Origin of the sequence: Actinomadura sp. J1-007 (genome assembly GCF_009793335.1) — a bacterium.
GTDB lineage: Bacteria > Actinomycetota > Actinomycetes > Streptosporangiales > Streptosporangiaceae > Spirillospora > Spirillospora yumaensis.
On sequence record NZ_WING01000003.1, the window covers coordinates 1009465 to 1022651 of the forward strand.

General features: G+C 73.3%; 8 protein-coding genes and 1 pseudogene. All 9 read left to right on the forward strand.

Annotated features, from left to right (window positions below; translation table 11 throughout):
• Positions 1 to 11 precede the first annotated feature (11 nt).
• The 9 genes and pseudogenes from GEV43_RS45935 (at position 12) to GEV43_RS45975 (ending at position 12869) form a co-directional block, all read left to right on the forward strand.
• Positions 12 to 746, forward strand: coding sequence for a GntR family transcriptional regulator (locus GEV43_RS45935; RefSeq protein WP_160826841.1), 735 nt, complete (start codon positions 12 to 14; stop codon positions 744 to 746).
• Positions 747 to 998: 252 nt separating this feature from the next.
• Positions 999 to 4730 carry a nitrate reductase subunit alpha gene (locus tag GEV43_RS45940; protein WP_309240348.1) on the forward strand — a complete coding sequence of 1244 codons (3732 nt, stop codon included), beginning with the start codon at positions 999 to 1001 and terminating at the stop codon, positions 4728 to 4730.
• Positions 4730 to 6435: pseudogene (narH, locus tag GEV43_RS45945) on the forward strand (nitrate reductase subunit beta). The gene GEV43_RS45940 and the pseudogene narH overlap by 1 nt, the downstream one beginning before the upstream one ends.
• Positions 6432 to 7112, forward strand: a complete 681-nt coding sequence (narJ, locus tag GEV43_RS45950; RefSeq protein ID WP_160826842.1) for a nitrate reductase molybdenum cofactor assembly chaperone — start codon at positions 6432 to 6434, stop codon at positions 7110 to 7112. The pseudogene narH and the gene narJ overlap by 4 nt, the downstream one beginning before the upstream one ends.
• The gene (gene narI / locus GEV43_RS45955) at positions 7109 to 7897 is read left to right on the forward strand and encodes a respiratory nitrate reductase subunit gamma (protein WP_160826843.1); all 789 of its coding nucleotides are present in this window, start codon (positions 7109 to 7111) and stop codon (positions 7895 to 7897) included. The genes narJ and narI overlap by 4 nt, the downstream gene beginning before the upstream one ends.
• Positions 7878 to 8510, forward strand: a complete 633-nt coding sequence (locus tag GEV43_RS45960) for an HPP family protein (RefSeq protein WP_160826844.1) — start codon at positions 7878 to 7880, stop codon at positions 8508 to 8510. The genes narI and GEV43_RS45960 overlap by 20 nt, the downstream gene beginning before the upstream one ends.
• Positions 8507 to 9874 (forward strand): sensor histidine kinase KdpD, encoded by a 1368-nt coding sequence (locus tag GEV43_RS45965; RefSeq protein WP_160826845.1) that lies wholly within the window; start codon positions 8507 to 8509, stop codon positions 9872 to 9874. Before GEV43_RS45960 ends, GEV43_RS45965 begins: the two co-directional genes overlap by 4 nt.
• 414 nt (positions 9875 to 10288) lie before the next feature.
• Complete coding sequence (locus GEV43_RS45970) at positions 10289 to 11893, forward strand: MFS transporter (protein WP_160826846.1); 1605 nt, start codon at positions 10289 to 10291, stop codon at positions 11891 to 11893.
• Positions 11894 to 12062: 169 nt separating this feature from the next.
• Positions 12063 to 12869: a hypothetical protein gene (locus GEV43_RS45975; protein ID WP_160826847.1), complete on the forward strand. Its 807-nt coding sequence runs from the start codon at positions 12063 to 12065 to the stop codon at positions 12867 to 12869.
• Positions 12870 to 13187 lie beyond the last annotated feature (318 nt).

The following is a 13187-nucleotide window of genomic DNA, read 5'->3' on the forward strand; positions in this document are numbered from 1 at the left end:
GCGGGGAAGCCATGGCGCGCAGCACAGTCGTCGACGAGGTCACCGACCGGATCGCGTTCCAGATCGCCTCGGGGAGGCTGGAGGCCGGGGAGAGCCTGCCGTCGATCCGGCGGCTGGCCGCCGAGCACGGCATCAACCCCTCGACCGTGCAACTGGTGCTGGGCCGGCTGCGGACCGCGGGCTTCGTCGAGGCGCGGCACGGGGTGGGCGTCGTGGTCCGCGACATCCAGCTGTACGGCGGGATCGAGACCTGGCGGTACCTGTTCCGGTTCTCGCGGCGCCTCCCGGACCTGACGGTCGCGACCGTGCGGGACATCCTGGAGACCCTGCGCCTGTTCTACGACGCCTCGCTGACGAAGATCGCCGCCGATCCCGCCGCGTACGACGCCACCCCGGCGCGCCGCGCGCTCGGACGCCTCGAACTCCTCACCGGCGACGGGACCGTCCCGGCCGCCGACGTGCACAAGGGCGTGCTCCAGATCCTGCGGTCCAGCCGCGCCGCCGTCGGCGGCGGCGTCACCCTCGGGGTGCTGAACTCGCTCGGCGCGATGCTCAGCGAGATCCCCGAGGTGCTGGACGCCCTCTACGCCGACCCGGCCGAGCACGTGTGGTGGTGGGGGCAGGTCCTGGAGTCGTGGGAGACCGGCGACCTGGAACGGGGCCGCCAGACCCTGGCGCTGCTGGACGACTGGCACGTCCAGGCCCTGCAACGACTGCGCGCGCGCCTGACCGCGGACCCTTCGTAACGGCGACCGGACCGTCCCGCGCGGGCTCCGCGCCCTTCCCGGCCTGTGCCGATGAGCCCTTCCCGGCCTGTGCCGATGATCACGTCCGGGCGCAAGGTTAGCGCATGGTAAAGAACATTGACCTGGGCGGTCAAGGTGCGTGAGATTGCTTGATGGGTTCGCCCCAGGGATGACGCGAGTCCGGCGGCTGCCGGTGACGGGCGCTCGCGGTGCGGATGTACGCCTTCGGGCGCTGTCGCAGAGGAGTGTGCCGTGGTTCTTCGGGGAGGGCGTGAGCGCGCCGGCCGCGTGGCGGCGGAGGCGGAGGCGCGGCTGCTGGAGGCCGGGCGGCTGCTGCGTCCCGCGCGGACGGCGGCCGATCTCCGGGTGGTGTACCGGGACGACCAGGACGTCAACGACGCGCCGTACCGGGAGCGGTGGGCCCACGACCGGGTGGTGCGGTCCACGCATGGGGTGAACTGCACGGGGTCGTGCTCGTGGAAGGTGTACGTCAAGGACGGGCTGATCACCTGGGAGACGCAGCAGACGGACTATCCGAGCGTGGGGCCCGACCGGCCGGAGTACGAGCCGCGCGGGTGCCCGCGCGGCGCCTCGTTCTCCTGGTACACCTACTCGCCGACGCGGGTGCGCTACCCGCACGCGCGCGGGGTGCTGGTGGAGATGTACCGGGAGGCGCGGCGGCGGCTCGGGGACCCGGTGGCGGCGTGGGCGGAGATCACGTGCGACCCGGAGCGGCGGGAGCGGTACCAGTCGGCGCGGGGGCGCGGCGGGCTGGTGCGGATCGGGTGGGACGAGGCGCTGGAGATCGCCGCCGCCGCGCACCTGCACACGATCCTGGAGTACGGGCCGGACCGGGTGGCGGGGTTCTCACCGATCCCGGCGATGTCGATGGCGTCGCACGCGGTGGGGGCGCGGTTCATGGCGCTGATCGGCGCTCCGATGCTGTCGTTCTACGACTGGTACGCCGACCTGCCCGTCGCGTCGCCGCAGGTCTTCGGCGACCAGACCGACGTGCCGGAGTCGGCGGACTGGTGGGACGCGGGCTACCTGCTGCTGTGGGGGTCGAACGTTCCGGTGACGCGCACGCCCGACGCGCACTGGATGACCGAGGCGCGCTACCGCGGGCAGAAGGTGGTGGTGGTCTCGCCGGACTACTCCGACGCGACCAAGTTCGCCGACGAATGGCTGCATCCGCATCCCGGCACGGACGGCGCGCTCGCCATGGCGATGGGGCATGTGATCCTGCGCGAGCATTTCGTCGAACGCGACACCCCCTATTTCACGGATTACGTCAAACGGTTCACGGATCTGCCTTTCCTGGTGGAGTTGCGCGAGGAAAGCGACGGCGCGTTCGTTCCGGGCAAGTTCGTGACGGCCTCCGATCTGGGACTGGAAACGGCGGCGGGCGCCGAGGAGCGCCGATGGCAGCCCGTTCTCGTGGACGCGGGCACGGGTGAGCCGGTGGCGCCCAACGGGACGCTCGCCGACCGCTGGGCGCCGGAAGGCCGCGGGCGCTGGAACCTGGAGCTGGGCGACACCGACCCGCTGCTGACCTTCTTCCAGGAGGACGGCGGGACGGAGGGCGTCGAAGTGGCGCTGCCCCGTTTCGACCTGGTCGATGGCGCCGGGACGGCCCGTTGCGGCGTGCCGGTGCGGCGGCTGGGCGGGCGGACGGTGACCACGGTGTTCGACCTGCTGCTCGCGCAGTACGGCGTGGAGCGGCCCGGCCTGCCGGGGCGGTGGCCGGAGGGGTACGAGGACCAGCGGTTCCCGTGCACGCCGGGCTGGCAGGAGCGGATCACCGGAGTGCCCGCCGGACGGGTCGCGGCGATCGCGCGGGAGTTCGCCGAGAACGCCGAGCGCACGCGCGGCCGTTCGATGATCGTGATGGGGGCGGGCGCCAACCACTGGTTCCACTCCGACACGATCTACCGGTCGTTCCTGTCGCTGCTGCTGCTCACCGGGTGCCAGGGCGTCAACGGCGGCGGCTGGGCGCACTACGTCGGGCAGGAGAAGGTGCGTCCGCTGGCGGGCTGGCAGCAGCTCTCGACGGCGGCGGACTGGGCGCGCCCCTCCCGCCAGATGGCCGGGACGCCGTACTGGTACGTCCACACCGACCAGTGGCGCTACGAGGGCTTCTCCGCGGGCGCGCTGTCGTCCGCGACGGGACCCGGCCTGTTCGCCGGGCGGCACACGGCCGATCTGGTGGCGCAGTCGGCGCGGCTGGGCTGGATGCCGTCCTATCCGACGTTCTCCGCCAACCCGCTGGAGCTCGGCCGCGAGGCGCGGGAGGCGGGAGGCGACCCCGCCGAGTGGGTCGCGTCCCGGGTCGCGGACGGGCGGCTCGGCTTCGCCTGCGAGGACCCCGACGCGCCGGAGAACTGGCCGCGCGTGCTGACGGTGTGGCGCGCCAACCTGATCGGCTCGTCCGCGAAGGGCAACGAGTACTTCCTGCGGCACCTGCTGGGCGCGCAGGACAACGCGACCGCGGACGAGGCGCCGCCCGGATCGCGCCCGCGCGAGGTGGCGTGGCGGGACGGCGCGCCGCGCGGCAAGCTCGACCTGCTGCTGGCCCTGGACTTCCGGATGACCTCCACCACGCTGTTCGCCGACCTGGTCCTGCCGGCCGCGACCTGGTACGAGAAGCACGACCTGTCCAGCACGGACATGCACCCGTACGTGCACGCGTTCTCGCCCGCGATCAACCCGCCCTGGCAGGCCCGGACCGACTTCGAGATCTTCCACGGGCTGGCGCGCAGGCTGTCGGAGCTGGCCGAGGGGCGTACGGCCGTCGTCCACGACCTGGTCGCGACGGCGCTCCAGCACGACACGGCCGCGGAGACGGCGCAGCCCGGCGGCGGCGTTCCCGACTGGCGGGACGGCCACCCCGCCCGGCCCGGCCGCAACCTCCCCGCGGTCGCGCTGGTCGAGCGCGACTACACCGCGATCGCCGACCGGCTCGCGGCGTTCGGGCCGCTGGCCCGGGAGCGGGGCATGGCGGTCAAGGGCGTGGACGTCCGGCCGGTCCCCGAGGACGAGTGGCTGGCCGCGCGCGGCGGCACGGCCGCGGGCGGCGCGGCGGACGGCCGCCCGCTGCTGGACACCGACGTCAAGCTGTGCGAGGCCGTCCTCGCGCTGTCGGGCACCAGCAACGGGCGGGTCGCCGCCGAGGGCCTGCGGCGGCTCGGTGAACGGTGCGGCCCCGCGTCCGGGCTCGCCGAGCTCGGCGCGTCGGTCGCCGAGCGCCGCGTGGTGTTCTCCGACACCCAGGACCGGCCCGTCCAGGTCGGGACGAGCTTCGAGTGGTCGGGCAAGGAGGCGCCCGACCGGCGCTACTCGCCGTTCACGATCAACACCGAGCACGGCAAGCCCTGGCACACCCTCACCGGCCGCCAGCACTTCTTCCTCGACCACGACTGGATGATCGAGTACGGCGAGCAGCTCCCGGTCTACCGCCCGCCGCTGGACCTGGCGGCGCTCGGCGAGAGCGGCGCGGCGCCCGCGGGCGACGCCGGCGACGGCGCGCGGACGGTCTCGGTGCGGTACGTCACGCCGCACTCCAAGTGGTCGATCCACTCGGAGTACCAGGAGAACCTGCTGATGCAGACGCTCGCCCGCGGCGGCCCGGTGATCTGGATGAGCGTCCAGGACGCCGGGACGATCGGCGCCGCCGACAACGACTGGATCGAGGCGGTCAACGCCAACGGCGTCGTCGTCGCCCGCGCGGTCGTCTCGCACCGGATGCCGCCCGGCACGGTCTTCATGTACCACGTGCAGGAACGGCTGGTGAACGTGCCGCGTTCGGAGGCCACCGGGCGGCGCGGCGGCGTCCACAACGCGCTGACCAAGCTGCTGATCAAGCCCACGCACCTCATCGGCGGCTACGCCCAGCAGTCGTTCGCGCCCAACTACCACGGCCCGACCGGCAACCAGCGCGACGCCGTCACCGTGATCCGCCGCCGCTCCCAGGAGGTGCGTTACTGATGCCCCGCCCGTTCTCCCGCAGCAAGACCCCCGCCGGCGCGGGAAGGGCCGCTCCCCGCCGCGTGATGGCGCAGGTCGCCATGGTGATGAACCTGGACAAGTGCATCGGCTGCCACACCTGCTCGGTCACCTGCAAGCAGACCTGGACGAACCGTCCCGGCGCCGAGTACGCGTGGTTCAACAACGTCGAGACGCGGCCCGGCCAGGGGTACCTGCGCGGCTACGAGGACCAGGACGTCTGGCGGGGCGGCTGGACGCTGCGGCACGGGCGGCTCGTCCCCGCGCGGGCGGCCGCCTCCAGCGGCTCTCCCGGATCTTCGCCAACCCCGACCTGCCCGGGATGGACGACTACTACGAGCCCTGGACCTACGACTACGAGAACCTGACCGCGGCGCCGCTCGGCGACGACGTCCCGACCGCGCCGCCGCGCTCGCTGGTCGACGGGCGGCCGACCGCGGTGACCGGCGGGCCGAACTGGGACGACGACCTCGGCGGCGGGCCCGCGCACCTGGCCGGGGACCCGGTGCTGCGCAAGGTCAGCGACGACGTGCGGCTGGAGTACGAGAACGCGTTCATGTTCTACCTGCCGCGCATCTGCGAGCACTGCCTCAACCCCTCGTGCGTCGCGGCCTGCCCGTCCGGCGCGATCTACAAGCGGATCGAGGACGGCATCGTCCTGGTCGACCAGGACCGCTGCCGGGGCTGGCGGATGTGCGTCAGCGGCTGCCCGTACAAGAAGATCTACTTCAACCACCGCACCGGCAAGGCCGAGAAGTGCACGTTCTGCTACCCGCGGATCGAGGCGGGCGAGCCGACGGTCTGCTCGGAGACCTGCGTGGGGCGGCTGCGCTACCTCGGCGTGATCCTCTACGACCCCGACCTCGTCGGCGAGGCCGCGTCGGTGGAGGACGACCGGGACCTGTACCGGGCGCAGCTCGGCTGCTTCCTCGACCCGGACGACCCGGACGTCGCGGCGGCGGCCGAGGCGTCCGGGGTCCCGCACGACTGGATCACCGCCGCCCGCCGGTCCCCGGTGCACGCCCTGATCAACCGGTACCGGGTCGCGCTGCCGCTGCACCCGGAGTACCGCACCATGCCGATGGTCTGGTACATCCCGCCGCTGTCGCCGATCGTGGACGCGCTGGCGGGCACCGGCAACGACGGCGAGGACGCCGGGAACCTGTTCGGCGCGATCGACTCGTTGCGGATCCCGGTGTCCTACCTCGCGGAGCTGTTCACCGCGGGCGACCCCGAGCCGGTGCGGGACTCCCTGCGCAGGCTCGCGGCGATGCGCGCGCACATGCGCCGCGCGAACCTCGGCGAGCCCGAGGACCCGGGCATCGCCCGGAGCGTCGGCATGGACACGGCCGAGATGCAGCGGATGTACCGGCTGCTGGCCCTGGCCAAGTACGAGGAACGCTACGTCATCCCCACCGCGTACAGCGCCGCCTCCGGGACGGGCGGGGACGGCTGCGGATGCAGCCTCGACACGCCGGGCGGGCCCGGCATGATGCCGGACGGCTCGTCCGCCGACGCGTTCCACGCGCCCCCGAAGCCGCCGCCCCAGGCCGCCGAACCCGTCCACGCAGCAGGCCCCGGCGGGGACGATCCGCCGGGCCGTCCGCGCCGCGTCAACCTGCTCAACTGGAACGGCCACGGCCGCCCCGACGGGCTGTTCCCGCCCAGGCCGCAGGAGGAGACGTGAACGAACGGATCGTCTACCAGTCGGCCTCGCTGCTCCTGTCGTACCCGGACCGGGACTGGCCCGCGACGCTGGAGCTGGTCACCGGGGCGCTCGCGGGCGTCCGGGGCGCGCGGGCGCGGGACCTCCTGCGGTTCTGCGAGCGCGCGTCGGCCGTTCCGCCGCTGGAACTCGGCGCGCTGTACGTGGAGACCTTCGATCGCGACCGCCGCCGCACCCTGCACCTGACGTACTACACCGACGGCGACACGCGCGGACGGGGCGCCCGGCTCGCCGGGCTCAAGGCCCACTACCGCCGCCACGGCTGGAGCCACGGCGACGCGGAGCTGCCCGACTTCCTGCCGCTCATGCTGGAGTTCGCGGCGCGCTGCCCCGGGCCGGGCGGCGCGCTCCTCGCCGCCCACCGGCCCGGCCTGGACCTGCTCGGCGACGCCCTGCGCGACTACGGCAGCGACTACGAGACCGTCGTACGGGCCGTGTGCGGCGTCCTGCCCGGCCCGAGCGCCCGGGACCGCAAGGCGGCCCGCGACCTCGCGCGTTCGGGGCCGCCGACCGAGTCGGTGGGCGTCGGCCCGAGCCTCGGCACCGACCTCGGAATGCCGGCGTTCCCCGCCGCGGGGTCGGGCACGCCGCCAGGCTCGGGCGCGGCGCCCGGTCCGCTGGAAGGAGCCCGACGGTGAAGCATCTGAACATCACGCTGTGGGGCGTGCTGCCCTACCTGGTCCTGCTGCTGTTCGTCGCGGGCAGCGCCTGGCGCTACCGCTACGACCGGTTCGGCATCACCACGCGGTCCAGCCAGCTCCACGAGAGCAGGCTGCTGCGCGTCGCGAGCCCGCTGTTCCACGTCGGGCTGCTGCTGGTCGTCGGCGGGCACGTGATCGGCCTCGTCGTACCCGAGAGCCTCACCGAACGGCTCATGATCCCCGAGTCGGCCTACCGCGCCAACGCCCTCGCGGTCGGCGGCACCGCGGGGCTCGCCGCGGTCGCGGGCCTCGCCGTGCTGGTCTGGCGGCGGCTGCGCACCCGCGCCGTGCGGATCTCGTCGCGGCCGAGCGACCGCGCCCTCTACCCGGTGCTCGCGGTGGTGCTGGTCGCCGGGCTGGTCGCGACCCTGGCGGGCAGCCGCTCGGGCGACTACGACTACCGGCTGGGCGTGTCGGTGTGGTTCCGCAGCCTGTTCGCGCTCGACCCGGACGTCACCGCGATGAGCGACGCGCCGCTGACGTTCCAGATCCACACCCTCGCGGGCATGGCGCTGTTCGCGCTGTGGCCGTTCAGCCGCCTGATGCACGCGTTCGCCGCGCCGGTCGGCTACCTCGTGCGTCCCTACGTCGTGTACCGGTCGCGCGGCTCGCGGGTCGATCCGGGGCCCGGCTCCGGGAACGGCGGCCGGTCCGGATCGGCCCGCGCGGCCGGGCGTCCGGCGGCGGCCTCGCACGCGTTCGATGGACAGCGGCGCGGCTGACCGGCGGCCCGTGCGCCGCGCCGTGCGCCGTTGCGGCCGGGCCGCGTCGGTGGCGGCCCGCGCCGCGTTCTGCATCGGGGTCCCGGCGCTGATCGCGCAGCGCACCGCCCAGCCGTTCGTCTTCCCCTCGCTCGGGCCCACGATCTTCCTGGTGCTGCACTCGCCCACCGCCCGCGCGGCGCGTCCGCGCAACATCCTGCTCGGCCATCTGGTGAGCGCGCTCGCCGGGTACGCGGCCCTGTGCGCGTCCGGCCTGACCGGCGCCCGGCCGGACCTGGCGCATCCGGACGGCCGCCGCGTCGCCGCCGTCATGCTGGCCCTGGCGCTGACGTGCGGGGCCATGACGTTCGACGGCTTCGCCCACCCGCCCGGCGGGGCGACCACGCTGATCGTCGCGCTCGGCCTGCTCCGCACGCCCTGGCAGCTCACCGTGCTCATGGCGTCCGTGGCCGCCACCGCGGCGCTCCTCACCGCGCTGCGGCGCCTGCCTGCGGCCGGGCCCGCGTCGAGGGCCGCGCGCCGCCGGCGAAGACCCGGCCCGTCCACCGAACCGGCGGCGGCCGCGGCCGACGGCCCCGCCCCAGGGTTCTCCCCAGCCGCGAGGGAACGATGAGACCACGCATTCCGAACGACGAGCAGGGCGTTCCCCTGCGCCGCTACCTGCTGGCCTGGGTGATCGGCCTCACGGCGCTCGCGCTCGCCGCCTCCGCCGTCCCGCTCACGATCGCCGTCCAGCGCCTCTACCGCGACGAGGCGATCACCAGCCTCGACCACTTCGCCCAGGGGCTCCAGACCGTCCGGCCGGGCACGGCCACCGGGGAGCCCGCCGCCGGAGCGCACGTCGCCTCCCCGATCATCGGCCTGTACGGGCCCGGAGGCGACCGCTTCCTCGGCGACGGCCCGCGCGTCTCCCCCACCGCGGCGCTGAGCCGCGACGGCCGGATCCACGACGCGATCGAGGACGGCCAGCTCACCGCGACCGCGCCGCTCCTGCACCCGGACGGGACGATCAGCGTGGTACGGGTCGGCGTCCCCTACACCCGCATCCGGCACCGCACCGAACGCGCCTGGGCCCTCATCGCGATGGCCGCGCTGCTCATGCTCCTGCTCGCCGCCGCTGCCGCCCACCGCATCGCCGGGCGCGCGACGCGTCCGATCGAGCAGATCGCCAAGGCGGTCCGGCGGCTCGGCACCGGCGAGCCCGTACGCCCCGACGCGTGGGACACGCGGGAGGCCCGGCGCACCGGCCAGGCCCTCCGGGAGGCCGCGGAACGGCTTGAGGAGATCATGGCTCGGGAGCGCTCGTTCAGCACCGACGTCGCCCACCAGCTCCGCACTCCCCTCACCCGCCTCCTGCTCGGACTCGAAGCGGGACTGCACCGCTCCGGCGACCCCCGCACGGCGATCCGCACGGCCCTCGGCCGCGGCTGGTCGCTCGTCGACACCGTCGAGGAGATGCTCCAGCTCGCCCGCGACGACCACGCGCGCGAACGGTTCGACCTCGCGGCGCTCCTGCGGGAGGTCCGGGACCGCCGCGCCCCCGACGCCGGCGCCGCCGGACGCGCCCTCGTCCTGAACGTCCACGCGCCACTGCCGCCGGTGCACGCCTCCCCCGCCGCGCTCGTCCAGATCCTCGACGTCCTGGTCGACAACGCCCTCGCGCACGGCGCCGGGGCGATCACCGTCACCGCGTACCACGCCGACCCGGGCCTCGCCATCGACGTCATGGACGAGGGACCGGGCCCCGTTCCCGGCGACGACGTGTTCGAGCGCCGGCCGCCCGCCCCGGCGGCGCCCCGCCACCGGATCGGGCTGGCCCTCGCCCGCTCGCTCGCCCGCGCGGAGTCGGCGCACCTCTACCTCAGCCGTACCGGCCCGACCGTCTTCACGCTCCTGCTGCCGACCGCGCCCGCCCTGGAACCGTCCCCCGCGAAGTCCCCCGTCCGAACGCCCACCGCCCCGACGCCGGACCCGTAGCAGCACCCCCGTCTCAGACCGCTCCCCAAGGCGGCGCGCCCGTCCGAGCGCCCGGGACGGCCATGTTTGCGCGGGTTGAGGGGCCTTGCTACAGTCCTGCGCGACTTCTCACCGTCGGGCTCCGGCCTCGCCAACCAGCTTCTCCGCGTTCCGATGACACGGAGAAGGTGGGAGTCACCCACCGCGTCCTGTGAAGGATGTTCCGCGATGGCTGTGACAGTTCTGCGAGCAAGCCTGCTTTCCGCCCCGCCGCGATCCGTGCTCCGGCGGTAGCGCGTCCGCTCCGCGTTCGACGCGCAACCCCAGGAAAGCCGCACATCCCCAACCGGTCATGGGCCCCGGGCCAGAGCCCGCCGACGAGGCACGCCCGGCCGCGCTCACCGACCGGTCTCCACCTGCACGGAGGTCATCGGAGTGTCCGCGTCCAATCCCGCCGAGCCGCCGGCCGCGCAACGGCCCTGGCTGGTCCTCGGCATCCTGTGCATCGGCTTCTTCATGTCGCTGCTGGACGGAACCGTCGTCAACATCGCGATACCGACCCTCATCGCGAGCCTGCACGCCTCGTACGACCAGGTCCTCTGGGTCATCGACGCGTACCTGCTCGTCTTCTCGGCCCTGCTGATCACGACCGGGCGGCTCGGAGACGTCTTCGGGTACCGACGCCTCTTCCTCATCGGCATCTCGACCTTCACCGTGGCGTCCGCCCTGTGCGGGCTCGCCCAGTCACCGGCCCAGCTGCTCGCCGCCCGGGTGCTCCAGGGGCTCGGCGGAGCCGTCCTGTTCCCCCAGGTGATCTCGTCGATCCTGGCGAGCTTCCCGCCGGACAGGCGCGGACGCGCGTTCGGGGTCTTCGGCGCCATCGCGGGCTTCGCGCCGATCGTGGGCCCGATCGCCGGAGGCTTCATCCTCGCCCACCTCAGCTGGCGCTGGATCTTCTTCGTCAACGTGCCCATCGGGATCGCCACCGCGGCCCTGGCCCTCGCGTTCGTTCCGGACACGCGGCCCAACCGCTCGCACAAGCTCGACCTGACCGGCGTGGTCCTCGCCACCGCCGGGCTGAGCGGCATCGTCTTCGCCCTCATCGAGGGGGAACGCTACGCCTGGGGCACGGTCACGGGGCCGATCACGATCGCGTCGCTCGTCGCCGCGGGCGTCCTGCTCCTGCTGCTGTTCGTCGGCTGGCAGCGCGTCCAGCGCGGCGAGCCGCTGATGCCGCTGGAGCTGTTCACCTCCGGGCGCGGCTTCCCGACCGGCAACTGGATCGGGTTCGTCTTCCAGCTCGGCATGATCGGCATCGGCCTGGTGCTGGTCGTCTACCTCCAGACGGCGCGCGGGTACTCGCCCTTGCAGGCGGGGCTGGTCCTGCTGCCCAACGCCGTCCTCACCGCGGTCGGCTCCGCCGTCGCCGGCCGGCTGTCCGACAGGATCGGCGGCAAGTACGTCCTCATGGCCGGACTGGCCACGCTCGCGCTCGGTCTGGCGGTCCTCGTCGTGACGGCGGGCGAGGACTCCGGCGCGTGGCGGCTGCTGCCGGGGCTGGTGATCGTCGGTCTCGGGAGCGGCGCGACGTTCGTACCGTTGCAGCACGTCACGATGGAAGGCGTCGATCCTCGCCTCGCGGGGGCCGCCTCGGGGGTGTCCAGCACCACCCGGCAGATCGGCGGCGTGCTCGGCACCGCGGTCCTCGGCGCCGTCCTGTCCACGCGGCTGACGGCGGTGCTCCGGCACGAGGCGGAGGAACGGGCGGGCCGGCTGCCCGCCGGGCTGCGCACACGTTTCGTCGAGTCCACGGTCGCCGGAGGCAGGCGGTTCAGCCCGCCGTCGGCGCCGCACGACCTGCCGCCCGCGCACGCCGCCCTCTTCGAACGGGTCGGCCACGAAGCGTTCACGGCAGGATATGTGGCCGCGATGCGGTTGACGCTGCTGGTCTCGGCCGCGCTCCTCGTCGTGGCCGCCCTGTTCTGCCTCGTCTTCAAGTCCCGTCCGGACGGCCCGCCTCGCGACGCGGCATCCGGCTGACCACCGGAGAACGCGGCCCCGGGTAGGCGGCCGGACCTGCCCGGGCCGCGCGCCGCCATCCCCAAGACTGGGGATGTCGCCATTCGCCGCCGCCGGACAGAGTCGGGAGCAAGCAACGGGGGCCGTCGCGTGCGGGTCCTGCCAGGCAATCGATCAAGGGGATGCTCCCATGTCCACTGCGTTCCACCATCTCGCCATCGGCGTGCTGGCCGCGACGGCGGCGCTCGGCACGACCCACTCCGCTCCCAGCGCCTCGGCGGACGCCGGCCGTCCGGCCGACCAGCCGGCGCCGGTGCCCGCCGCCCAGGCCCAGCGGCTGGCGCAGAGCCAGGCCCAGCGGCTGGACAGCGGTTACCTGAACCTGCACCAGTGCATGTTCTACTCCAGTTCGGCCACCAATCACTTCTCGACCTACATCACCAGCCGGGACGGGCGGTTCGCGGCCGGCACCAACATCTCCAACACCCCCGACACCGCACCCACCTGCGGCAACGGCGACGGAAACTACAACCCCGTCCCCATCCTCAACGGCGTGAAAGCACTCGCCCTGAGCACGGGGCGCTACCTCAACATCCACCAATGCATGTACTACTCCCCCACCACCACCAACCACTTCTCCACCGTCACCACCAGCCGGGACGGACGATTCGCCGCCGGCACCAACATCTCCAACACCCCCGACACCGCACCCACCTGCGGCAACGGCGACGGAAACTACAACCCCGTCCCCATCCTCAACGGCGTGAAAACGCTCGACCTGACCAGCGGGCGCTACCTCAACATCCACCAATGCATGTACTACTCCCCCACCACCACCAACCACTTCTCCACCATCATCACCAGCCGGGACGGACGATTCGCCGCCGGCACCAACATCTCCAACACCCCCGACACCGCACCCACCTGCGGCAACGGCGACGGAAACTACAACCCCGTCCCCATCCTCAACGGCGTGAAGCCACTCGTCCGCCCCTGACGGGCGGCCGTTCGCGGGGCGTTTGAAGGCGTGTGAAACAGGCGAACGCTCGGGGACGTCAGCCGACCGCCCCGCCCTTCCCGGCCGTGGCCGCCGATCATCCGGCGGCCACGGCCGGGCAGTGGCACGGCCGCGCGCGTGACCGGAAAACAGCGTTCACCGCGTCCCGATAAATCTTCTTTCCACCCGGGCGAGAATGATCGGCAGTTTCCTCGGAACGGGCCCGGCACGCTGCAACGTAGATCGCTCCACGAGCACGCCGAATATTCCTCTCCGGAAAAACCGATGGCCGGGGATGAATGGATCAGTGATAATCGT